The sequence below is a fragment of the Paenibacillus graminis genome, assembly GCF_000758705.1.
Taxonomy (GTDB): domain Bacteria; phylum Bacillota; class Bacilli; order Paenibacillales; family Paenibacillaceae; genus Paenibacillus_AQ; species Paenibacillus_AQ graminis.
Window position 1 is genome coordinate 3,450,289 of sequence record NZ_CP009287.1, and the last position, 24,290, is coordinate 3,474,578.

At 52.9% G+C, this 24,290-nt stretch carries 22 protein-coding genes; 21 read left to right on the plus strand and 1 reads right to left on the minus strand.

What is annotated here, in order from left to right; all coding sequences use genetic code 11:
• The first annotated feature begins 28 nt into the window (after window positions 1–28).
• The 8 genes from PGRAT_RS14365 (at window position 29) to PGRAT_RS14395 (ending at window position 7,509) form a co-directional block, all read left to right on the plus strand.
• A complete protein-coding gene (locus PGRAT_RS14365; RefSeq protein WP_025704810.1) occupies window positions 29–934 on the plus strand; it encodes a Gfo/Idh/MocA family protein in 906 nt (301 codons plus the stop codon).
• A gap of 45 nt (window positions 935–979) precedes the next feature.
• Complete coding sequence (locus PGRAT_RS33240; RefSeq protein ID WP_155990356.1) at window positions 980–1,183, plus strand: hypothetical protein; 204 nt, start codon at window positions 980–982, stop codon at window positions 1,181–1,183.
• Between the two features lie 24 nt (window positions 1,184–1,207).
• Entirely contained in the window at window positions 1,208–1,864 is a 657-nt protein-coding gene (locus PGRAT_RS14370; RefSeq protein ID WP_025704811.1) for an RraA family protein, read from the plus strand.
• Window positions 1,865–1,885: 21 nt separating this feature from the next.
• Entirely contained in the window at window positions 1,886–2,647 is a 762-nt protein-coding gene (locus PGRAT_RS14375; RefSeq protein WP_025704812.1) for an SDR family NAD(P)-dependent oxidoreductase, read from the plus strand.
• A gap of 18 nt (window positions 2,648–2,665) precedes the next feature.
• Window positions 2,666–3,505 carry an amidohydrolase family protein gene (locus PGRAT_RS14380; RefSeq protein ID WP_025704813.1) on the plus strand — a complete coding sequence of 280 codons (840 nt, stop codon included), beginning with the start codon at window positions 2,666–2,668 and terminating at the stop codon, window positions 3,503–3,505.
• 41 nt (window positions 3,506–3,546) lie between these two features.
• Complete coding sequence (locus PGRAT_RS14385) at window positions 3,547–5,319, plus strand: IlvD/Edd family dehydratase (RefSeq protein ID WP_081954751.1); 1,773 nt, start codon at window positions 3,547–3,549, stop codon at window positions 5,317–5,319.
• A 79-nt stretch (window positions 5,320–5,398) separates the two neighbouring features.
• Window positions 5,399–6,439, plus strand: a complete 1,041-nt coding sequence (locus tag PGRAT_RS14390; protein WP_425311846.1) for an NAD-dependent epimerase/dehydratase family protein — start codon at window positions 5,399–5,401, stop codon at window positions 6,437–6,439.
• Window positions 6,439–7,509, plus strand: coding sequence for a dihydrodipicolinate synthase family protein (locus PGRAT_RS14395; RefSeq protein WP_025706075.1), 1,071 nt, complete (start codon window positions 6,439–6,441; stop codon window positions 7,507–7,509). Before PGRAT_RS14390 ends, PGRAT_RS14395 begins: the two co-directional genes overlap by 1 nt.
• A gap of 578 nt (window positions 7,510–8,087) precedes the next feature.
• Here PGRAT_RS14395 and PGRAT_RS14400 read toward each other — a convergent pair.
• Entirely contained in the window at window positions 8,088–10,232 is a 2,145-nt protein-coding gene (locus PGRAT_RS14400; protein WP_025706076.1) for an alpha-amylase family glycosyl hydrolase, read from the minus strand.
• A 739-nt stretch (window positions 10,233–10,971) separates the two neighbouring features.
• On the opposite strand from PGRAT_RS14400, the gene PGRAT_RS14405 reads away from it, so the two are divergent.
• The 13 genes from PGRAT_RS14405 to PGRAT_RS14465 all read left to right on the plus strand — a co-directional run bounded on the left by PGRAT_RS14405 (window position 10,972) and on the right by PGRAT_RS14465 (window position 24,227).
• Window positions 10,972–11,877: an NUDIX hydrolase gene (locus tag PGRAT_RS14405; RefSeq protein WP_025706077.1), complete on the plus strand. Its 906-nt coding sequence runs from the start codon at window positions 10,972–10,974 to the stop codon at window positions 11,875–11,877.
• Between the two features lie 32 nt (window positions 11,878–11,909).
• Window positions 11,910–12,386: a riboflavin biosynthesis intermediates N-glycosidase gene (locus PGRAT_RS14410; RefSeq protein WP_025706078.1), complete on the plus strand. Its 477-nt coding sequence runs from the start codon at window positions 11,910–11,912 to the stop codon at window positions 12,384–12,386.
• Window positions 12,387–12,425: 39 nt separating this feature from the next.
• Window positions 12,426–13,292, plus strand: a complete 867-nt coding sequence (locus PGRAT_RS14415) for a TIGR02452 family protein (protein WP_025706079.1) — start codon at window positions 12,426–12,428, stop codon at window positions 13,290–13,292.
• Between the two features lie 337 nt (window positions 13,293–13,629).
• Complete coding sequence (locus tag PGRAT_RS31660) at window positions 13,630–13,968, plus strand: bacteriohemerythrin (RefSeq protein ID WP_081758854.1); 339 nt, start codon at window positions 13,630–13,632, stop codon at window positions 13,966–13,968.
• A gap of 179 nt (window positions 13,969–14,147) precedes the next feature.
• Window positions 14,148–15,341 carry a metallophosphoesterase gene (locus PGRAT_RS14425; RefSeq protein ID WP_042266785.1) on the plus strand — a complete coding sequence of 398 codons (1,194 nt, stop codon included), beginning with the start codon at window positions 14,148–14,150 and terminating at the stop codon, window positions 15,339–15,341.
• A gap of 215 nt (window positions 15,342–15,556) precedes the next feature.
• On the plus strand, window positions 15,557–16,048 hold the full coding sequence (locus tag PGRAT_RS14430; protein WP_042266787.1) for a MarR family winged helix-turn-helix transcriptional regulator: 492 nt from the start codon (window positions 15,557–15,559) through the stop codon (window positions 16,046–16,048).
• Between the two features lie 73 nt (window positions 16,049–16,121).
• Window positions 16,122–16,310, plus strand: a complete 189-nt coding sequence (locus PGRAT_RS14435) for a hypothetical protein (RefSeq protein WP_025705478.1) — start codon at window positions 16,122–16,124, stop codon at window positions 16,308–16,310.
• A 124-nt stretch (window positions 16,311–16,434) separates the two neighbouring features.
• Complete coding sequence (locus PGRAT_RS14440; protein WP_025705480.1) at window positions 16,435–17,256, plus strand: SDR family oxidoreductase; 822 nt, start codon at window positions 16,435–16,437, stop codon at window positions 17,254–17,256.
• A 108-nt stretch (window positions 17,257–17,364) separates the two neighbouring features.
• On the plus strand, window positions 17,365–18,042 hold the full coding sequence (locus PGRAT_RS14445; protein ID WP_025705481.1) for a response regulator transcription factor: 678 nt from the start codon (window positions 17,365–17,367) through the stop codon (window positions 18,040–18,042).
• Window positions 18,039–19,415, plus strand: a complete 1,377-nt coding sequence (locus PGRAT_RS14450; RefSeq protein ID WP_025705482.1) for a sensor histidine kinase — start codon at window positions 18,039–18,041, stop codon at window positions 19,413–19,415. Before PGRAT_RS14445 ends, PGRAT_RS14450 begins: the two co-directional genes overlap by 4 nt.
• A gap of 69 nt (window positions 19,416–19,484) precedes the next feature.
• A complete protein-coding gene (locus PGRAT_RS14455) occupies window positions 19,485–20,603 on the plus strand; it encodes an ABC transporter permease (RefSeq protein ID WP_025705483.1) in 1,119 nt (372 codons plus the stop codon).
• The gene (locus tag PGRAT_RS14460) at window positions 20,600–21,280 is read left to right on the plus strand and encodes an ABC transporter ATP-binding protein (protein WP_025705484.1); all 681 of its coding nucleotides are present in this window, start codon (window positions 20,600–20,602) and stop codon (window positions 21,278–21,280) included. The genes PGRAT_RS14455 and PGRAT_RS14460 overlap by 4 nt, the downstream gene beginning before the upstream one ends.
• 676 nt (window positions 21,281–21,956) lie before the next feature.
• Complete coding sequence (locus tag PGRAT_RS14465; protein WP_042266789.1) at window positions 21,957–24,227, plus strand: WD40/YVTN/BNR-like repeat-containing protein; 2,271 nt, start codon at window positions 21,957–21,959, stop codon at window positions 24,225–24,227.
• Window positions 24,228–24,290 lie beyond the last annotated feature (63 nt).

Sequence of the window (24,290 nt, forward strand, 5' to 3'; positions counted from 1 at the left end):
ACCAAGTCTATGCACGGAGGTGCAAGGGTTGAAAGAGCTGAAGATTGGCATGGTAGGCATGGACACCTCGCACAGCAGAATTTTTGCTTCACTGCTGAACCAGGTGTCCCATGCGCTGCATGTACCCGGCGGGAGGCTGGTTTGTGGGTATGCCGGAGGCTCAGCGGATTTTGAGTTAAGCGCATCAAGGGTGGAAGGAATCAGCAGGGAGCTGCAGGAAAACTGCGGTGTCGAGCTGCTGGCTTCGATAACAGAAGTGGCCGAGAGGTCGGATGCGGTTCTTCTGACTTCTGTAGACGGCAGAGTACACCGCGAACAGTTCGCTGTCCTGGCCCCCTATGGCAAGCCGGTGTTTATCGACAAGCCGTTTGCGGTCACGAGCGCGGATGCACTTGCAATCGCGGAACTTGCGGCAAGCTATGGAACTCCCCTTTTTTCCAGCTCCATGGTCCGGTTCGGTGGCCCGTTGAATGCAGCGCTTGAGGATGAGACTGAAGGCTCCATCGTGGGAGCAGACTGCAGCGGTCCGCTTGAATTTCAGCCAACCCAGCCCGGATTATTCTGGTACGGCATCCACACGGCTGAAATGCTGTACGCTGCGCTAGGTGAAGGGTGCATTTCTGTGAGAGCCATAAGCAATGAAACCCAGGAATGGGCCGCGGGGCTATGGAAGGACGGAAGGATTGGAACGATGCGCGGCAACCGGACAGGGGGTGCGGATTTCTATGCCGTTCTGCACAGGGAACGGGGCAGTACTGCTGTAAATGCGCTGGGCGGCCAGTATGAAGCAGGCCATCAGAATCTGCTCAAGGCGTTTCTGCTGACGGCGGGAGGAGCACCTCCACCCGTAAGCCCGCGGGTTACGCTGGAGCTGATCCGGTTTATTGAAGCAGCTAATGAGAGCAGGGAAACGGGACAGACGGTTTTTTTGTAAAAGAAGCTTGATCACACGGGAATATCCGGACGTTATGGATCTGATGTGTATGGCAGAGCGTCCGGCAAAGGCAGCTGGTCTTTCTGGGGGGACGATATGAACGGACTGATGCTGATGGCGTTTGTGCAGGCCTTGCTGGAAGGCGCGCTGGTCCCGGTAACGGGTCTTGACGGTTTGAGATCTGCGGAAGTCGCGCTCCGAGCCTACCAGTCGGTGCAGGCAGGCCAGCCGGTTAAGCTTAGCCAATAGAGCGATGAAGGGATGGGATAAAGAATGAACGACCAGGAACTATTTGATACCATGTGTGAAACGCTCTACTCTGCGGTAATCTCCGATACGCTGGATCAGCTGGGTTACCGCAATCAGGTGATGCGTGAAAATATCAATCCGATCGACCCCTCCTGGGTCGTTGCCGGACGGGCGAAAACCGTTCTGTCTGTAGATATTCATCATCTGCCTGAAGATCCCTACGCCAAGGAGATTGAAGCGGTGGACAGCGTCAAGCCGGGTGAGATTGTTATCGGCTGCACGAACGAATCAAGGCAGAACGGACTCTGGGGGGAGCTGCTGTCGACGGCCTCCAAAATGCGGGGCGGGCGCGGCGCAATCGTGGACGGCTTAATCCGGGATACTGCCAAAATTTTGGAGCTGGGCTTTCCCGTCTTTGCCACCGGTACCAAACCGGTAGATTCACAGGGACGAGGAATCGTTATTGACTACGATATTCCAGTGCTGTGCGGAGGCGTGCTGGTGCATCCCGGTGACATTATCTTTGGCGACCGTGACGGTGTGGTGGTGATACCGGGCGCGGTCCTCGATGAGGTCTTCGTGCTGGCAACGGATAAGGCGACTAGGGAGAATCATACACGCGATGAGCTTCTGGCCGGGTTCACACTAAGGCAAGTCTACGATAAATACGGAGTGCTCTAGACTGCGAAATGGGGGGCTTGCATGAGACTGGCCGAAAAAAGAGTACTGGTAACCGGAGCGGCGAGAGGCATAGGGCTGGCCATTGCCCGCCGTTTCCTGGAAGAAGGGGCACGTGTGATTCTGCTGGACCGCAGCGAAGAGGAGCTTCGTGCTGCAGCTGAAGAGCTGGCAGATTACGGCGGGGATTCTGCGGTGGAGGTCTGTGATCTGCGGGATTTGGCGCAGCTTGAGCAGTCTGCCGCGAAGGCTTTCACGCACTTTGGCGGGATTGACATTGTTGTGAACAATGCGGGCATTGCTTACAGAGAGCCCTTTCTTGATATTTCCTCTGAGCACTGGGATGCAGTCCTTGAGATCAATGTCCGCGCGGTATTCAGAATAGGCCAGCTTGCGGCCAGGCAGATGATAGGTCAAGGCGGCGGCGGTGCGATCATTAATATGAGCTCCAAAAATGGAATATCCGCCAGCGCAGAGCTTGCGCATTACAATGCGTCCAAGGCCGCTGTTATTTTGCTGACCGAATCCATGGCAGTAGAGCTGGCTCCGTATGGAATTCGCGTCAATGCAGTAGCGCCGGGATTCGTGGATACGCCGCTCGACCGCAGGCTGCGTGAGGAAGCCGGTCTTCCGTCCCATTCGGAGCACACGCCGATGAAACGTGCAGCAACCCCGCAGGAGATTGCTAATGTATTTCTCTTTTTGGCCTCTGACGATGCGGGATATGTAACGGGGGAAACGGTCCGTGTGGATGGCGGACATCTGGCAAACGGGAGTGAATTGTAGCCTGAAGGAGGAGCCGATATGATTTTTGACTCTCACACTCATTTATTTGGACCGGGCATGGTGGCGGGGCCGACGGATGCCGCGATCAAACGCGCATGGGGCCCGGATATGAATATTGAAGCCACACCAGAGCAGCACAGGCGCAACCTGGAAGGCTTCTCGGGGGCAATTGTGCTGGCGATGGCGGCACATGCCACAGGGCTGGTGGTGCCAAATGAATATGTAGCGGAATACTGCCGTACTGACCCTGGCCGGCTGTTCGGTTTTGCCAGCGTTGATCCGAATGATCTGGACTGTGTAGGCAAGTTGGAGACAGCTGTCCTTGAGCTGGGGTTAAAAGGATTGAAGCTGGCGCCGATCTACCAGAACTTTTATCCGGACGCCCCCAAGCATATGGCCCTCTATGCCAAAGCAGAGCAGCTGAACGTACCCATCCTGTGGCATCAGGGAACTTCGTTTGTCTCGGAGGGGTATTTGGATGCTTCCCGTCCGGCGATGCTTGATCCGATAGCCAGGGCTTTTCCGCAGCTGAAAATGATAGTGGCCCATATGGGCCATCCCTGGGTGGATGAGTGCATCTCGCTGGTGCGCAAGCATCCCGGTATGTACATGGATGTGTCTGCGCTCGGCAGCCGGCCGTGGCAATTCTATAATGCGCTAGTTTCCGCTGCGGAATACGGAGTTCAGGACAAGCTGCTGTTTGGTTCGGATTATCCGTTTTTTGGTACGCAGCAGATGCTGGATGCCCTCTACAGAATAAACGATCTGGTAGAGGGTACGAAGCTGCCGCGTGTGCCGGAGGACTTCATAGAAGCAATTATTCACCGGCCAACGCCGGAAATCCTTGGACTGGTCTAAGTGGTTCAGTATCTGGCAGGAAGCAAAAAGGAGATGGGGGCATGGAGGAACGTTCGGGAATCAGCGGGGAGGGCAAGGCCGGGAGCGGAGCTGCCGGACGCAGGCTGAGAAGTGAATCATATTTCCAGGAAAAAGATCTGTGGGGCTTCATTCACCGTTCGTTTACAAAGTCGATGGGGTATACGGAGGAGGATCTGCGCAAGCCGGTTATCGGCATCTGCAATACCTTCAGTGAGCTGAACAAGTGCCACTCGCATTTTAATGAGCTGGCGGATTATGTGAAGCGTGGAGTCTGGCAGGCCGGAGGAGTGCCGATGGAATTCCCGACGATTTCGATTGGCGAGCCTTACGTCAAGCCGACGACGATGCTGCTGCGGAACCTGATGGCCATGGATACGGAGGAAATGATGAAGGGCCATCCCATTGACGGGGTGGTGCTGCTCGGCGGCTGCGACAAAACGGTGCCCGCCCAGCTCATGGCCGCGGCCAGTGTGAACATTCCGGCCATTGTACTGACGGGCGGGCCGATGCTGAACGGCCGTCTGGGCGGACGCAGCCTGGGCGCCTGCACCGACTGTTACGGCTTTACGCTGGAGCATAAAGCGGGAAATATCACGGACGGGGAGCTGGCGGTGGCGGAGGACGCCATCTGCCGCAGCGACGGGCACTGCATGGTGATGGGCACGGCCAGCACCATGGCCTCCATTGCCGAAGCCCTTGGCATGGCGCTTCCGGGGGGCGCGGCGATCCCCGCGCCGGACAGCCGCCGCAGGCATCTCTCCGAGCGGACCGGCAAGCAGATTGTGGAGCTGGTGCGGCGGGATATCCGCCCGCGCGACATCATGACCGCCGAGGCGGTGGAGAACGCCATCACGGTCACGATGGCCAGCGGCGGCTCGACGAATGCCATTATCCATCTTATAGCTATCTCTCAGCGGCTGGGGCGGAAGCTGCCGCTGGAGACGTTCGACGCGATCAGCCGCCGGACGCCGTTCATTCTGAATCTGCGGCCTTCGGGCAAATATCAGATGGAGGAATATTGTGAGGCAGGCGGCGTGCCTGCGCTGATGAAAGAGCTGGAGCCGCTGCTGCACGGCGGCTGTCTGACCGTAACCGGCAGGACGGTTACGGAGAATCTGGTCCAGGCGGCTACCCTGGACCGGGATGTGATCCGCAGCGTAGCGGAGCCGCTGGAGAGCCAGGGCGGATTTGCCGTGCTGCGCGGCAATCTGGCCCCGGACGGCGCGCTGATTAAGCAGACGGCGGTATCCGCGCATTTGAAGCAGCACACCGGACGCGCGGTGGTGTTCGAGAGCCCGGCGGACCTCCTGCTGCGGATCGACGACCCGGAGCTGGAGGTCGATGAGCACAGTGTGCTGGTGCTCAAGAATGCAGGGCCCAAAGGCGCGCCTGCGATGCCGGAAATCGGGCAAATCCCGATTCCGCAAAAGCTGCTGGTGCGCGGGATAAGGGATATGGTCCGCATCTCCGACGCGCGGATCAGCGGCACTTCCTACGGCGCCCTGATCGTACATGCGGCGCCGGAGGCAGCCGTTGGCGGAACACTGGCGCTTGTACAGGACGGCGATGAAATCGAGCTGGATATTGCCGCAAGAAAGCTGGTCCTCAAGGTACCGGACGGGGAGCTGGCCCGGCGGCGCGCTTTATGGAAGGCACCGGAGCCTCATTACGACAGAGGCTACGGCTTACTGTTTCATATGCGGGTGCTGCAGGCGAACCTGGGCTGCGATTTTGACTTTTTGCTCCCGGCAGAGCTTCGCCGGGAGCTGCTGGACGGACCCGAAGCACTATAAGGCGGAGGAAGGCCTGTCTGGAAGAGATTCAAAGAACTGTAGAAATTATTAATTTGGCCAACCGAAAGGAGAAATCTCTATGCAAACCGTAATGCAGGCTGCGATCACATCCGTTCAGGAACTGGAAGACCGGCTGGCCCGTCCGTCTGCCGCCCTGCTGGAGGAGCTCGCCAGGGTCGAAGGAGATATTATGCTGCTCGGAGTAGGCGGCAAAATGGGGCCGAGCCTGGCCCGGCTGGCGGTAAATGCGGTCCGGGAGGCTGGCTTGGACAAGAAGGTGATCGGCGTTTCCCGCTTCTCGAACGATGCCTTGAAGCAGGAACTGCTGGAAGCCGGTGTGGAGATTATCTCTGCGGATTTGTCTGACGACAGCGCGCTGCAGGCACTCCCTGAAACGAAAAATATCCTCTACATGGCCGGCAATAAATTCGGCACAACGGGGAATGAGCATTTCACATGGATGATGAACGCCTACCTGCCGGGGCGCGTCGCGGAACGTTTCCGCAATTCGCGGATTGTAGTGTTTTCCACAGGCAATGTCTACCCGCTCACCCCAGTTGGCCAAGGCGGTGCAACGGAGCAAATGTCTCCGAATGCGAACGGGGAGTATGGGCAGTCCTGTCTGGGCCGTGAACGGATCTTCGAGCATTTCTCCCATAAGAATGGTACCCCGATGTTCATCTACCGGCTGAATTATGCCATAGACCTGCGTTATGGCGTTTTGCTTGAGCTTGCAAGATCCGTTAAAGAGCAGCGGCCGATCGATATCACTATGGGGCACGCCAATGTTATTTGGCAGGGGGATGCCAACGAGCTGGCCCTGCGTGCGCTGCTCCGCTGCAGCTCGCCACCGAATGTCATGAACATTACCGGACCGGAGACGATATCGCTGCGCTGGGCTGCAGCGGAAATCGGCCGCAGGCTGGGTGTGGAGCCGGTCTTCACGGGTGAAGAAGCGCCTAATGCCCTGTTAAGCAAAGCTTCCAAAGCGGCAGCTGCCTTCGGGTATCCGCAGGTAGCACTCGCCCAGATGATCGATTGGGTGGCCGAGTGGGTTCGTCTGGACGGTGCGACCTGGAACAAGCCGACGCATTTTCAGGAACGGGAGGGCAACTATTAATGGGAGCGGCAAGAAAACCTTTAACGCCGGAGCTGTATGAAGCGCTGCATGAAGGTCTGGCGATTCCGGCACATCCTCTGGCCCTGACGGCCGAGCGCAAGCTGGATGAACGCCGTCAGCGGGCTTTGACCCGTTACTATTTAGCCTCGGGGGCAGGCGGAATTGCTGTGGCGGTGCATTCTACGCAATTCGAAATCCGCAATCCGGAGATCGGTCTGCTGGAGCCGGTGCTCAGGCTGGCGGCGGAAGAAGTGGAGCATGCAAATCTGGACCGGCCTTTTCTGAAGGTCGCCGGCATATGCGGCGGTATGGAGCAGACTGTGCTGGAAGCGCAGCTCGCTGCAAGTCTGGGCTACGAAGCAGGACTGCTAAGTATGGGCGGACTGCAGGATTGGAGCGAAGAGGAACTGCTGGAACGCACACACAGAGTCGCTGATGTGATTCCTGTATTCGGGTTTTATCTGCAGCCATCCGTCGGCGGCCGGATCTTAAGCTTTGACTTTTGGCGGAGATTTGCGGAAATTGAAGGGGTTATTGCCATCAAAATGGCACCGTTCAACCGTTATCAGAGCCTAGATGTGGTCAGAGCCGTGATGGAATCCAGCCGCTGCGGGGAAATTGCGCTCTACACGGGCAACGATGATAATATTGTTACGGATTTGCTCACCACTTACCGCTTTAAGGTGAATGGCGAGCCGGTGGAGAAAAAAATCGTCGGCGGGCTACTCGGCCACTGGGCAGTCTGGACCAGCAAAGCGGTTCAGCTTCTAAACGAGATCAAAAAAATCCGCAGCGATGCCTCTCTGGCGGCCAGCTGGCTGACCCTTGGCATTGAAGTGACGGACAGCAATGCGGCGCTGTTTGATCCGGCCCATCAGTTTCATGGCTGCATCCCGGGCATTCATGAGGCACTGCGCCGGCAGGGGCTGCTTGAAGGCTTGTGGTGCCTGAATCCGGAGGAGCAGCTTTCACCCGGCCAGCTGGAAGAGATCAGCAGAGTGAGCCGGGATTATCCTCATCTTGTGGATAATGATTTCGTGGCAGCCCATTTGCAGGACTGGCTCCGGTAAAAGGGAGTGCCCAATGCAGCCGGACTCAAATTAGCACAGAATCTCTGATGAGCCCGGATGGGCTGCAAAGATTCTGTGCTTTTTTGATAAATATGACTGTGTATTTAAGTATCCTTCTGTTGTTCAAAAGGTTAGCCCCTTTTAAAAAAACATCAAATTATTATCTGTTGTTTAAGCGGCTTATCGCTTAATCTGCCGATTGTAATCATATGAATACCGTTCTATTATCATATCGAACAGATGTTGTTTAGGCAACCTGTGACTAATTTGTTGAAAAGGAAGGATCATATTGAACATAAAACAAAACCGGCTTTTGATATTTGGCGCCGGCGTAATTGGCAGTGTATACTGGTCTAAAGAAAGAACGGTTAATCTATATTTTGAAAAAATCAGCAACGATATAAATGGTTAAACCACAGATAATCAGTTAAACGGCAAACGTAAAACATAGAGCAGCGCTCCTCCAATAACAGGAGGAGGCTGCTCTATTGACTTTTATGCTTTTGAAATTAAAGGTGGCCTGTCTCCGCTCGTAGAAAATCTACTTCTGGGACAGCCTCTGTTTCATTAACAACGTTTTAGTTCTGCCAGTCAACTGTCACCGTGCCTACGCCGCTGGTTGGGGATGTATACGTATGGTTGCTGCCGCCTTCCCAGGTTACGGTGGTGCCGTTCGATTTGATTAGCTTGAACTGCAGAGGCGTACCAGCCGGTACACTGACATCGTAGTACCATGTCGGGTAGGTTTCTTCAACTACGTTGTACATAGGACCGATCGCATCAGAAGCGCTCCATGCACCCAGCTCGGCTACATTGCCGACCAGATACACGCTTGATCCTAGGCTTGTGGTCGCGTTGTTGACTTTAAAGCGTACGGTGACCTGATCAGCAGTCAATACATTGAAATTGCTGAATGCATTGCTTGTTGTACTGGAAGCTGTGGTTACTTTTACTGTTGTCTTGCCGGCAGCAACATTTGGAATTTTTACTTTGATCTCGGAATCTTCCCAGCTCACAATGTTTGAACCGGTGACAGCGGTAGTTCCGAAATACACTGTTCCCGCACTGCTGCCAAAGCCCTGTCCGTCAATCGTTACTGTGTTGCCCGGTTTGCCCATCGTCGGTCCGACATTTGCAACGGACGGTGTTGATGCAGGAGCTGTAGACTGCCAAACCGCCGTTCCTCCGGCTGCAAGCGTGAAGTTGGTGACGGCACCGCCGCTGCCGACGGAAATTGAGTTGCCATTTAATAATCCGCCCAACACATCTGTGTAGTTGCCTGCAGGCAGCGAAGATAACAGACTCGTAATCGGATACGGTGTGGATGTATTGCGGTTGATGGCTACAAGAGCGACGCTGTTGCCGAATTTACGTTCATAAATATACACATCGTTGTTGACCCAGCGCTGTGTGGTCGTGCCGTAAGCAATTGCAGGATTGGACTTGCGCAGCGGAGCCAGAGCTTTGATCAGCTTGTAAGCAGTTGTGTTGGTATTAAATCCTGTCATCATTGCCCGGTTATACGGATCGCCGACGCCGGTCATGTACTGCTCGGTACCATAATAAATGGCCGGTACACCCCGCGAAGTAAGTGTGAGCGCCAAGGCCTGCTCCGTCGGTCGTGTGCTGGAGCCGGCTGCCTGGAAGCGGTCCATATCATGATTGTCGATGAAGGTAACCATATTATGAATGTAATTATAGCTGGAGGCAGTAGATTCCAGCACAGAGTTGAGATCAGTCATCGTTTCCGATTTGTCCTTGAATACTTCGCGGACTTCCTGGGCATAAGCGAAGTCAAGCAGGTTCATTCCACTGCTGTTGGCAAATTTGACATTGTCCGGGCTGGTTTCGTCTGGGCCGAGGAACCATTCACCGAAGGTGAAAACCGGATGATTGCCGCTGTACATGGAAGAGGCCAGGCTTTTTTGCCAGCCGAAGGGCATATGTTTCACCGCATCGAACCGGATGCCATCCACACCCAGGTCAAGCCAAAGCCCAATGGCTTCTTTGAAATATTTGTCAATCGTGTTGTTATTCTGATTGATGTCCGCCAGATCATACAGATTCCGGTAAATGCCGTCTTCAATGGTGGAAAAATCCGTACCTCCTTTGTGATGGAACAAACCTTTGGAGTCATTGGTGTAGTTGCCGAGCAGCGTGCCATTGTCATACAGTGCGCCGTTCTCAGCAAAACTTGGTTGCGACGACGAAGCCGGGCTGGTGTGATTGGGAGCAAAGTCGATAACGACTTTGATGTTATTCGCATGTGCTGTGGAGATCAGGTTTTGAAAATCGGTGAAGTTTCCGAAGGCAGCGTTGGTCTTTTTGAAATCTTTGGGCCAGTAGCCATGATAGGACGTGTTGTTCACACCGGAATAATTAACGACAGAGGTGATGTTCTCCACCGGCTGGGAAATCCAGAGCGCAGTAACCCCCATACCGGTCAGGTACCCGTCATTGATTTTATTGATAATTCCCTTCCAGTCGCCGCCGAAATACAGCTTCATATTGGAATGGTCGCTGCTGAAGGCAGCGCCTGTCGGGTTATTGGACGGATTACCGTCCGAGAACCGGTCGGTCACGATCTGATACATGACATCAGTACTGTAATTAACCTTGTTATTTACGCTTGTAGCCGGATCAGCCATTGCCGGCAAAGCGGCACCAAGAACCATGCTTAGTGAAAGCGATAGGACCGCCGCAACCTTGGAATGCGATTTCATTATTCAACTCTCCCTTCAAATGTCACGCAGATGTTTGAATTGTGAGCCTGCTCAGCTTGCTGGCAAGCGGGTGCGCAACCGCCGGAGCAAATTTGCAGATTCAGGTTTTAAAACGCTTTCAACTTGATCGTGCAGCGTCTTCCCGTTAAAGTCTGCCTTATGCAGATTAGAAAAGTGATCCAAAGACGGATAGCGGCTAACTACGGGTTGTCCATGCCTGCTGCGTAGAATGAGTTGGAATTTATTACATTAAATATAGAGAACCGGTTTCCCTACCAAAAATAACACTATTAATTAGAACAAGTCAATACCTTAAATGGAAAAAAATGAAGTAATGAGATAGGATATATAATTAGAACTAAAAAAGTAGGAATGGAGTAATGCAAGCCAATCCAGAGGCTGGCGCTAATATGAATCTTTTAACTTAGTTAAGAACTAGCAATCTGTTGCACTGTCTGCAGCCGCAGACTAATAAAAACTCATTCTATTGCACTATGTACATTAGAATTGTCTGGAAAAGCTGGTTTTTACCCCCTCTTCTTGGAAAGAAAACTGGAATTTCAGAGACTTGAATACAAAATAGAACTTGACTTGTAATGGGGCAATCGTATTATAATAACAATATGATAATAACATAAAGGTAATAACACAGTGTTAAAAATACACATAGTAAAAACTCAGTAACAATAACGTCAAGGTGATGATGATTCACAAGAATCTAACCCAAAGGAGATTCCACATGCCCAAAAAACCGGTCACTGACCGCAATGGCTTAACCGAAGAACAATTTCTGCAGGGCTATGATGCCGGGATGTATGAACGTCCGTCCGTTACTGTCGATATGCTGATCTTCACGGTGATGGAGCAGGAGCAGGATAATTACCGCAAGCTGTCGGAGAAATCATTGCAGCTCCTGATGATCCAGCGCGGGGAACATCCTTATCTTGGTCAATGGGCGCTCCCTGGAGGATTCGTCGGCGTAGATGAGAGTCTGGAGGACGCCGCTCTCCGGGAGCTGTACAGTGAGACGAATATTAGTAATGTCTATATGGAGCAGCTGTATACCTGGGGAGATGTGGGCCGTGATCCGCGTATGCGCGTCATCAGCAGCTCATATATGGCGCTGGTTGACCGCAAGACACTTGATGTGCAGGCTGGCGATGATGCTGCAGATGCGGGCTGGTTCGAGGTCACGTATGATGTGCTGGAATCCGGCCGCAAGGAACTGGAAGAAGGTTATGTAGAGGAGCAACGGATTCGCATCACCTTACAGAAGGAGGATACTGTGCTTACCGGCGTGGTCACTATTACCGAAACTGTCCAAGGACATGTCCGGCGTGTCCGGCGGGAGATTGCCGAGAATCACGGCTTCGCCTTTGATCACCTGAAGATGGTCCAATATGCGATAGAACGCCTGCGGGGCAAGGTGGAATATACCGATATTATTTTCAATCTGATGCCGCCGCTGTTCACTCTGTCCGAGCTTCAGCGGGTCTACGAAATTATACTTGGCAGAGAGCTGCTGGCTCCGGCATTCCGCCGCAAAATTGCCGATAGTGTAACTGAAACTGATGAATTCACCAAAGACGCGGGCCACCGCCCTTCGAAGCTGTACCGGTACAAAGCAGACAGGGGCTCCCGTTAAATTTCGAATGAAGACAGAACGGAGAGTTTTATATGGAGAGATTCACTTACTTTTACCGCAGCGGTTCGCCGTTTTCCCAGTGGTACCCTTGCTATTTTATTGTCGATGAGCACACCTTCAACTGTGCAGAACAATATATGATGTATGCCAAGGCGCTGTTGTTCAGGGATGAAGAAACCGCCATGCAGATCCTGCGGGCCAGAACCCCCAGAGAGCAAAAGGAACTGGGCCGCAAAGTCAGCGGCTTTAATGACACCGGGTGGAATAAGCACTGCCGGGATATTGTCTACCAGGGGAACCGGGAAAAATTCCTGCAAAATGAAGAACTGCTGCAGCTGCTGCTCGATACTAAGGGAACTACCTTGGTGGAAGCCAGTCCGACGGACCGGATCTGGGGTGTGGGCCTTTCAGAAGACGACCCCCGAATCCGCAGCAGAAGCAGCTGGAGGGGCAGGAATTGGCTGGGGGAAGTGCTGACGAAGCTGCGTGACGATCTTTTGCTGGAATAAACAAACCCGTTATAATACCGGAGCAAGGAGCAGATATCAATGAATCAAAATTTCAATCCCAGAAATAAAAGAGCGGCTATTGCTCACGAAACACTGGATATTTTGGAGAAAGGAAATTATACAGGCCCTGCGGGCCGGGTGATTGACATTGCTGAGGACGTCAAGGCATGCATCTCCGATACGCGGCTGTATGCTCCAGAGGAGCTGCCCCAGCTGAATACAGCTGTACTGTCTCGAATAGGGGAAGCTTCCGGACAGCACGCGGAACTGGCAGTCACCGGAGAATCAACTTTGGAAGCGGCATACCGGCTGGTTGTCCAGGAAGGCAAAGCGCAGACAGTATGTCTGAATTTTGCTTCCGCCAAAAACCCCGGAGGCGGCTTCCTCGGCGGCAGCCAGGCTCAGGAGGAAAGCTTAGCCCGTGCTTCTGCGCTGTATCCGGCCATCTCAAAAAAAGATGAAATGTACCATTACAACCGCAGCCGCAAAACCTGTCTGTACTCTCACTACATGATTCATTCTCCGCAAGTTCCCGTAATCCGTGACAGTAAGGACCAGCTGCTGGCCGAGCCTTATGTGGTGTCGTTTATTACCGCACCAGCAGTAAATGCGGGGGTTGTCCGGGAGCGGGAGCCTCAGGAGGTTGGGAATATCAAGACGGTTATGCTGGAGCGAATCCGTTATATTCTGGCGGTTGCTGCCGGGAATGGACACAAGACTATCGTGCTCGGAGCTTTTGGCTGCGGAGTTTTCCGCAATCATCCGCCAGAGGTGGCCGAATGGTTCAGACAGGTGCTGCTGGATGAAGGATACCAGAGCCTGTTTGAGCAGATTGTTTTTGCCGTGCTGGATCATTCTCCGCAGCAGCCCGCGCTTGGTGCCTTCAAGACAGTCTTCAGTGCATGAAAGCGGAATACACAATAATGATCAATACAGCGAGCATCACGATCCAGGTGACAGGATGATTGGGATTGAGCGTCCAGCCAATACCGGAGATTTTGCGGGCAAACAAAGGGCGTTCCGGTTTCGATTCTGAATGAAACTCATTTCGCCCCGAAACCTTGCTGCATTATGACGTGTGATGTTGTTAACAGAACTTTTACGCTGAAAAGCGGAAAATGAAATAAGTTTGTCATTATGTAATATATGGAAGAAAGCAGGAGAGTCAATGATTAACTGGAAGGATTCGTATGACATCGGGGTCGAGAAGATTGACTGCCAGCACAGACAGCTGCTTATGTAGCTGAATGAATTTTTTGAAGCATGCACAAACCAGCAAGGCAAAGAAAAGATTGAAGAAACTCTGAAGTTCCTCAAGGATTATACGCTTGAGCATTTCAGCGATGAGGAGCACTTGATGCAGGACATCGATTTCCCGGAATTGGCCGAGCACCGCAAGACCCATGCTGAATTCGTAAAGACCGTGCTGGACCTGGAGGAGAGCATCCAGACCAAAGGCGTATCCGTCCTGTCTACCATCAAGCTGAACCGCACATTAACAGACTGGCTGCTCAATCATATTAACAAATGCGATAAGCTGATTGGACAATGCATCGCCAGCAAGGGCCATCAAGCCGTATAATTTTCACCGTCTGCCTTACATATTGAAGATGCCGCAGGGCATTTTCTTTTTTTTGCAGAAAAAAAGTACTCCAGCTTCGGGTTGTTGCGATGGCTTCACCCAATTAATACTCCTCAAATACTTTGTGTTATGATTTGGAGTAGAGATTCAGATAAACTGCAGGTCAAGGGAGTGGAAGGATGAAAATATTGCGTATGCTTGCTTCAGGTCTGGTCATGCTGCTGGTGCTGGGACTTGTGAATTTCTACATTGGTCTGCATCTGTGGTACCTGTTGGACAATTGGCTGCCGGGAATCCGCGCCGCTGTGTATTGGCCGGTATTCCTGCTCATTGCTTTTGCTTATTTGATCGGAATGGTACCCTGGCCGAAGGCTGTCAAACCGGCTGCCCGGCTGTTCAAAGTCATCGGCTCCTATTATCTGGCCTGCATGGAATTTGCTGTTATTGTCCTGCCTCTTACCGATTTGCTGTATTGGGTGATGGGGCTGATGGGCGCTCAGCGCACGGGGTTTACTACGGAGGCGGGTGTGACCGTGGTGGTGCTGCTGGCTGTCTTCCTGATTTGGGGTTCGCGGAACGCCTGGAGTACGGTGGTGCGCAACCATCCGATCCAGATTGACAAAAGGGCCGCAACCAGCGCACCGCTTACCATTGCGGTAGCTTCTGATCTGCATTTGGGCAACATTGTCGGCAACCGCCATCTTCGCCGGATGGTCGCTGAGATTAACCGGATGCAGCCGGATCTGATTCTGCTCGCCGGGGATGTGCTGGATGACAGCATTGAACCGTTTATCCGCAATGGAATGAGTGATGAGATCCGCAAGCTGAGGGCACGGTTTGGCGTATATGCAGTCCTGGGTAATCATGAATATTATGGTGGCTCCATTAAGCAATACACTGAACTGATGGACAGCATCGGCATCAAAGTTCTGCAGGACGAAGTAGCGGAAGCCGCAGGCTTGTATATCGTGGGCCGTAAAGACAAAACCGCCGAATCTATGGAGGCTGCCGGACGCAAAAGTGTGGAAGCGTTGCTGGATGGACTCGATCTGTCGCGCCCGGTCATCATGATGGACCATCAGCCAACCGGATTCGGGATTGCCGCGCAAGCGGGAGTGGATGTGCTGCTGTCGGGCCATACGCACCGCGGTCAGATTGCTCCCAATCACTGGATTACCAAACGGCTGTTTGAGCTGGACTGGGGCTACCTGCGCAAGGATAAGCTGCACGTGGTGGTCTCTTCCGGATACGGAACCTGGGGGCCGCCGATCCGACTCGCCAGCCGGTCTGAGCTGATTAGGCTCGAGGTTAGACTGGAGGGCACCAGACAGTACAGTGAAGAGCCTGTACACAGCAGCCCTGTGCTGATCTAACAGCATCTGCACCCTTATATAATCTTAAATGGGCACTTGTTCTGCTGTGTCACCCAAATCCGGCCCCATTGCCTCTATGCTATAGAGATAATGGGGTTACTTGCATATGAAGGCCCAATGGCTAAAAACAAATAAATCTTTGACATTCACCCTGGGATAAGTTATTTTTATCTTCATATAGTTAAGGGATTAACTAATTGGAGATGAACAATGCTATGGATTCAATACAGCAAGACCATACTCACAAAATAGATGCAAACATAGACGGTTTGCAGCAATTTGTTCTGGACCTTCCGCTGGCGAACGAAGCCTTTTTCAATCTGGTGGAGACAACAGCGAGTCTTGTCGCAGTTTCGGAGAAGTATTGGCAGGCGCAAGGTCTGAATGGTGCAAGAATCCGTGTGCTGGTGGAGATCGCGAAGCAAGGCGGTGCTATTCTCCCCTCGGTGCTGGCCGGACGGATCGGGGTTACCAAGGCGAATATCAGCTTGCTGCTGACTCCGCTGGAGAAAGATGGATATATCACCAGGACGGAGCATGTCCGCGATGGGCGCAAGACGGTCATTTCACTTACAGAAGCCGGACGGACTCTATTGTCCCAGCAGCTTCCTGGAAACCGCGAAACCGTTGCCGGGAAGATGAACCGCTTGGACCCGGATGAGCTTCGGCAGCTGATGGCATTGCTGCAAAAGCTGAATAAGCCGTAATATGGGAGAAGGGAAGAGATAAATAACCGATAAAGAGACTCCTTCATTATTTCCTGCTGAAGAGGAAATTGCTGTGGCGAAAGCATTCCATGAAACAGCAGTTGCTGCAGTCCCGGCAATGGATCTGAAAAATATGGATGTAATTCAAGGCGGACTTGAGTCGTTTTTTCCTGTTATTGAGATGTATATGGGAAGACATGCTGAGGATCTTCCAGTGCATGAGCGTAAGCTTCAGCAGCAGGCACCAGCAAGCGAGACTTAGGGCAAAGTTGGATGCTTAAGTTCACTCTATATAACTGGATACTGGATCTTCTATTATCCAGTTATTCTGCCAATATAGTTAATAACTTAACTAAATTAAATTTGGGACATGAAGGAGAATGAACATGACAATCATGATAACAGGGGCTACAGGGCAACTAGGAAAATTAATTATTGAACAGCTTTTAGAACAGGTTCCGGCAGCGCAGATCATTGCAGGTGTGCGCCACCCTGACAAGGCGATGCAGTATAAGGAGAAGGGGATTGAGGTGCGCTTAGCAGATTACGATAGGCCGGAAACGCTGCAGGACGCTTGTACCGGAGTCAACCGGCTGCTGCTGATTTCCAGTTCACATACGGATGATGATGTTCGGCTGGTTCAACATAAGCGGGTGATCGATGCAGCCAAAGCAGCCGGAGTTGCGCATATATTATATACCAGCTTTGCTTTTCCGCAAGCAGGCAATACAGGAACAAGCAGCGTTCATGGACTTACCGAGCAGGTGATACTTGATACAGGAATGGACTATACGTTTTTACGCAACGGCCTGTATATTGATTTCGTGGGCGTACTTGGACTGAATGAGGCGATTCGCAGTGGTGTGCTGCCGACACAGCCCGGTGATTGGCAGTTCAATGCGGTAACACGCAGTGACCAGGCGCGGGCAATCGCAAAGGTGCTTGCCGGAACCGTTCACAGGCACCGGACGTACGAGCTGGCAGCGCCGCAGACATGGACGTTCGCCAATCTTGCACAAGTGCTTACGGAGCTTACCGGCAAGCCGGTGATCCATGCCCCAGATGCGTCTGTACAGCATTGGATTTATCATTTTCTGAGCAGTATTGATACTCAATCCACCTCAAAGGATCTGGAGCAACTGATGGGGCAGCCCGTAACCCCGCTTAAGGAGAGCATCGCACCTTTTTTGAATCTGGAGAATGTGTGAATATTACCCGGGTAGCGGTATCGTCCTGCGATCCCCGAAGTTGTCTAATTCTCTCAATATTGCTACTATGATGACAACATGAGGGGGTACCCGGGGAGTGAGAATGGAATGAAGAAAATATTAGTGGCCGACGATGATGTGAACATCCGTACGCTGCTGCGGCATGTGTTGACCAGGGAAGGTTATGTTGTGCTGGAGGCGGCCGATGGACGTGAAGCCATGGGACTGATGAAAGGCAGTACTGTGGATTTGGCGGTTGTAGATGTGATGATGCCGAATATGGACGGGCTTGAGCTGTGCCAGCATATCCGGGAGACTTATGATATTCCGGTTATCCTGCTAACTGCACGGCAGCAGCTCAGCGACAAGGAGCAGGGTTATTTACGCGGGACAGATGATTATGTCACCAAGCCTTTTGAACCGGAGGAACTGCTCTTCCGCATCAAAGCCTTGTTCCGCCGTTATTCAGTAGCCGCGAGTGACAAGATCCGCCTGAATTCATTAGTGATTGACCGGAAAAATTATGAGATCAGCGACGGCAGCGATGTGTTTCTGCTGCCGGTGAAGGAATTTGAGCTGCTGGCCCAGCTTGCGCAGTATCCGGGACGGCTGTTCTCGCGCAGCGAGCTGATTGAGCTGGTGTGGGGAGCGGATTATGAAGGGGATGAGCGGACAGTCGATGTGCATATCAAACGCTTGCGCGACCGGTTCAGCGAATACAAAAATGATTTTACCATCCGTACGGTCCGGGGTATCGGCTATAAAGTCGAAACGGTGAATCCATGAAGTCATTGTACGTAAGAATGAGCCTGCTGTTCTGTTCGGTGATTGTAATTAGCAGTGTGCTGGGGTTTCTTATCTCCAACGCCTATTATCAGGCTGCAATCAAGCCGAAGAACGATGCCAAGCTCACCAAAATGGCCATTGGCCTGCAGTCCTTTATTGAAGACCACCCCGACGCGGTTGAGGGATATCTGCTGAGTACAGCATCCCTCGGCTACAAGATGTATCTCTCCAATGACCAAGGCGATGAACGGTTCTATGGTCTGCCTTTCCGCAAAAATGACCTGAAGGAAGGAGAGCTGAAAAAGGTGCTGGACGGCAGCATCTACCATGGAGTAGCGGATTTTCCCAGCGGGATGTTCATTACCGGCTTTTTTGATAATCAGCTCAGCAATACGATAGGTGTTCCTATACATATTCATGGCCAGCCCTACGCGCTGTTTATGCGTCCGGATGCAGAAGTGCAGTTTGGCGAGCTGCGGTTGTTTTTTGCTGTGCTGATTGCCGGTACAATTCTGTTCAGCCTGTGGTTTGTCCTAATCACCGTTTTTCATGTTGTGAAGCCGATCACGCGGTTGACTGAAGCCACCCAAAAAATCTCCAAGGGCAGATACGATATCAAGCTCTACACAGCCCGGCGTGATGAAATCGGCCAGCTTGCTTCCCACTTCATGAGCATGAGCCGGGAGCTGGAGCGGACGAACCGGGCGCGGCAGGAATTTGTCGCCAACGTCTCGCACGAAATCGAGTCGCCGCTGACCTCCATTCAGGGCTTCGCCCATGCGCTGAAGGACGGCACACTCCCGGAGCAGCAGCGGATAGAGTACCTGTCCATCATCGATGAGGAGAGCCGGAGGCTGTCGGTGCTGAGCAAGCAGCTGCTTACATTGTCTTCGCTCGACTATGACGAGAATGCGCTGGACCGCAAAAGCATTGATCTCCGGGCGCAGCTGCGCCAGGTGCTGCAGATTATGGAGTGGCGGCTGACAGAAAAGGAGCTGGCGGTGCGGCTGCATGTGGCGGATATTACCCTTCAGGGGGATGCCAATCTGCTCTATCAGGTATGGATGAATCTTTTGTCCAATGCAGTAAAATATACCCCAACCGGCGGGGAGATTGCGATTTCGGCGGAAGCCGGGGGTCATCACTGCATTGTTACCGTAACAGATAATGGCGAAGGCATTCCGGCCGGTCAGCTGCCGATGATCTTTGACCGGTTCTACAAAGTGGACCGGGCGCGCACCCGCGACAGCAACAGCAGCGGCCTTGGATTATCCATCGTGCGCAAAATTATCGAGGTTCACGGCGGCACCGTCGAGGCAAAGAGCACAGTGGGGGAAGGAACAACCTTTACGGTGACGCTGCCGCTTCTGTAATTTATTATTCATACTCCGTTCATTTTCACCTTCTAAACTGTGGATATACAGATTAGAAGGAGTGGTTCCATGTTTTTGGCATTAAGGGAGATGAGGCACTCCAAAGCACGGTACAGCCTCATAATGGTCATAATGCTCCTGGTTTCGTTTCTGGTGTTATTCGTGACTGGTCTGGCACGGGGATTGGCCTACGCCAACATTTCCGCTGTGGAAAATATGCCCGCCAACTATTTTGCCGTACAAAAAGATGCCGACCATACATTCAGACGTTCCCAATTGAATGAAACTGAGCTTGCCGCAGTCCGTTCGGTCGCGGGGAATCAGAATGCTGCCCCTCTGGCGGTGCAGATGAGCACGATAACCGCAGATCAGGCGGATGTGAAAGCGGACATTACCTTTTTTGCCGTTGATATGGATGGAATGCTGGCACCGAAAGTATCTCAGGGCAACGGGATCACCAATGAGACTCAGGGCAGTGTTATAGCAGATTCGAAGCTCAAAGAGTCAGGGGTGACGCTTGGCAGTTCGATCAAGGATCAGGCTTCCGGGCTGACCTTCAAGGTTGCAGGCTTTACCAAGGACAGTTCTTACAGCCATACTCCTGTTGTCTATATCAACACATTGGACTGGAAGACCATGAGACAAGGCACCGGTCAGAGCGGCAGGGTTGCTGAGGCTGTTCCATATAATGTGATCGCGCTGAAGGCCACCTCTGCTCAGGTTTCTGAAATTATGGGCCGGTTGGATAATGTGGAGGTCATTACGCAAAATCAGGCGATTGCCAGCATTCCAGGCTATTCCGCCGAGCAGAATTCACTGCTGATGATGATTGTGTTCCTGTTCGTCATTGCTGCATTTGTGCTTGCCGTATTCTTCTATGTCATCACGATCCAGAAGACCAGCCAGTTCGGCATCCTGAAAGCGATGGGAACCAAGATGTCCTACTTGGCCTGGAGCGTAGTCGGTCAGGTGCTGATCCTCTCGGTAGCCAGTCTTGCGGTCAGTCTGCTGCTGACCCTGGGGATGAATATGGGGCTGCCGGATTCGATGCCCTTCCAGCTGGAAGGCCGCACCATCCTGCTGACTTGTGTCCTGTTCGTCGGAATGTCACTGCTGGGTTCGCTGATATCTGTAGCCAGAGTGGCTAAGGTTGACGCTTTGGAAGCGATCGGGAGGGCTGGAGCATGAGTACTGCCAAATTAATGATGAAGCAAGTGACCCAAACCTACGGCGATGGCGACGGAGCCATGACGGTACTGAATCAGCTGGATCTTACGGTGAACGAAGGGGAGTTTGTTGCTGTACTGGGGCCATCCGGCTCCGGCAAAAGCACCTTTCTCTCCGCAGCCGGTGCGCTGCTGACTCCGACCAGCGGAGAAATTTTCATAGATGGGGAGCCGCTGAGCCATAAGAACAAGAGCGCACTAACCGAGCTGCGGTTGCGCAAGATCGGTTTTATGTTCCAGAGTGCACAGCTGCTGCCCTACCTGAAAGTGGAGGAACAGCTGCTGTACGTGGCTAAGCTGGCGAAGCTCAGCATCAAGGAAGCCAAGGAACGGTCCTCCTATCTGCTGAAGCGGCTGGAGATTTGGGAGCGGCGCAATCATTATCCCGAACAGCTCTCGGGCGGGCAGAAGCAGCGCGTGGCGATTGCGAGAGCGTGGATGAACAAGCCGGCGATCCTGTTCGCCGACGAGCCGACGGCCAGCCTGGATTTCAGCCGCGGCCGCGAGGTGGTGCGGATGATCGCGGACGAGGTGACAAGCGAAGGCAAAGCTGCGGTCATGGTGACCCATGACGAGCGGATGCTGGAGTGGTGCAACCGGGTGTACCATCTGCAGGATGGTGTTTTGGTTGAGCAGTAAGGGGAACTTTGCCGGGCCTGGAAATAGATCATAGATTGCTTTTTATCAAATAGAAACAGATACCGCCCTTATCTAAGGCGGTATCTGTTTTTGTTTGCGCAGCAACATATGAAATCCTAGCTTGTTTCGATTTACTACGGACATATTGATGCATCAGGAACAGAAGCTAAGTGGAAAAAGGAAAACTAAATCGATGAAATCCGGGCTGCAGAAGGTTTTAGTGGGATTTTGTATATCTAATTCATGCATATTTACCCCATATAACCGGTTACTGCTGTATTAGTGGTATTTTTTCCCACATAGGACACTCTATAAGCTGAATGAGTCTGATTAGTGGTCCTTTTTCCACTAACGATGACTGCCATATTCATCGATTTATAAAGTTCAATCTATATACAGTGATGTGCAATGTAATGAAAGCATTTTTATCAATAACTAATCTTTTGGATAACAAAATCATTATTACTTTCTTTGTTTTCAAATAGTATTTTTTTCAAACGGTCTAAGACTTTATTTTCCGCTGATACGCATCCCAAAACCAAGTAGCCAAGTGTATATTTTTATCGGTTGGCTTAGTTATAACTTCCTTGCTCAGCAGCAGATTTCGTTGCTCCCGGGGATGCACGTAAACGCGGGACCAAGGTAAGCTTATGAAGAAGGAAAGGGGGAAAGGAAAGTGGATGGGATTTCGTCCGGAACCGGGCAAGTCTGGTCACCGGCTTCGCTGGGCGGTGGCGGCTATATTACGGGATTGATTCAGCATCCCGCACAAAGTGGAGTACTGTATGCCCGCTGTGATGTGGCGGGCGTCTTCGCCAGCCTCGATGGCGGCTTCACCTGGGAGGCGCGGAACGGCGGGCTCACCAAGGCTTATCATCACCAGGTGCAGAGCTTTGCCATTAGTCCGCACCGGCCGGAGGTGCTGTTCCGCTGCTCCGGGGAGGTACGGAGCCGTACATTCTACGGCTCTGTACACAAGTCAGCGGATGGCGGACACACCTGGAGAGAGGTGTGCACGGGGATGGGCTTTTACGGCAATGGTCCGACCCGGATGTACGGGGAGGTCATCTCCGTAGATCCCCACCACCCGGAGGTCGTGGCTGCCGGGGGATACACTGGCGGCTTATGGATCAGCCGGGATGAAGGGGAGACCTGGAAGCAGACTCCGCTGCCGGAGGAACGGTATGGTTGTGTCGCTTTTCATCCGGGCATACCGGGAATGCTGTATGCCGGAACCATTGGCGACAATGATCTGAATATGGACTACGCCGAGACAGGCGAAGGAGGAGTGCTGGGGCTGCTGCAGGACCTGCCCCGGGGGAAAGCCGGCAGGCTGTATGCCAGCAGCGATCTGGGGGACACGTGGATGCTGCTGCATACAGGCCCAAGCTTTGCCGAGCTGGCCTTTGACAGCCGTGATCCGCAGCGGCTGCAGGCGGCCTGCATCTGGAACGGCATCCGCAGCAGCACGGATGGCGGGCGGACCTGGCAGACAGGCATGACTGGACTGCCGGAAGAGGGGCAAAGATACGGCACGGTTGTGCAGGACAGCCATCATCCGCAGCGTTGGTATACGGCCCCTGATGCCCGTCCGCACATGACGGCGGTTCCCCCGGTTCCGCTGTATGGATCTGGATTATCCGGCAGCGTGAGCGGGGAGTGGCAGCTCCTCCGGCAGCATAACGATGAGGATCTGAGCGGGTTCCCGGCTTATATGGATCACTTCGGCAGCGGATCACGGGCAGCGGCGGCCGGCTGGGCGATATCCAAAATCATCGTCGACCGCTTCATCGAAGACCGGTTCTATCTGGCCAACTGGTACGGAGTAGCGGTTAGTCCTGACGGCGGGAGAACCTGGTGTGCAGGGCATTTTCGGGGGCTTGAAACAACCTGCATGGAGGCTGTCGTTGCCGCTTCGCACCAGCCCGGCAAATTCTGTGTGACGATGGCTGACCATCCGCCGAAAGTAACGGAAGATGGCGGACGAAGCTTTTGGAATCTTCCGGGCATCTCCGGTTATTCAGGGAGTACTGCTGCGGTAATTTCCCGTTCAGACCCCAGCCGCTATCTTTACGGATTAGTTGGTCACGGGAGGACTGCCTGTATTGCTCTTCACCGTGACGGCGGGGCGAACGCATCAGCCGTACTGCCGCTGGGGGCCGGATTGTTTGTGCAAGCTTTACGGGAAGACGGAGTGAAGAACGGTATCTTTTATGCTTATGTGGATGGACCCGTAGCTTCAGGAGCCGGAATCTACCGGTCCAGTGATGACGGAATGACCTGGGAGCAGACCGCATTTCGTCCTCCGTCTTACGTGGATACCCTGCCCCATCACAAGAACCGGATCGAAGCGGAATTGCTCTCCGTCGTGGTGTACCAAGTCAAAAATGCCTGCGGGGCCAATCAAATGCTGGCAGCAAGCCCGTTTCACCAAGGCCGGGTACTGGTCGGCGAATGGACCGAAGGGATTTGGGAATCACACGATGGCGGAGATACGTGGAAGTCCATCGGTGAAGGACTGCCGTTTCAGCGCAGCGGCTCTGCTTCCGTATTGAACGCAATTGCCTATTCACCAAATTACCCCGATTTAATCTATGCAGGATTCATCTCGGAAGGCCTGTGGCGCAGCAGTGACGGCGGACGGACCTGGAGCAAGCTGTATCCGCTCATAGAAGGTGAGATTTTCAATGTTTCCGCATTGGCCGTAGGCACAGTTGATGAAGGAGAGGATCTTTTGATTCTTGCCAGTGAACCGATGGTGGTGAACGGTACAGACTCACAGGCTGTATACAGCATGGATGGCGGTTGTAAATGGCAGGGTTGGCAGCAGTCCGGGATTGGCGCAGTGCGTTGGAAGGGAATAGCCCTCGATTGTGAGGACATTCAGGGACTTGGCGTGTCCTGCGGCAACGGAGCCTTTTATATGCGCCTGGCGGACAAAATATAAAATGTCACAAAAGACGGACATCGTTGCTGCAGCATAGTTTTCGTTGCTGCTGCACCTTGTTGA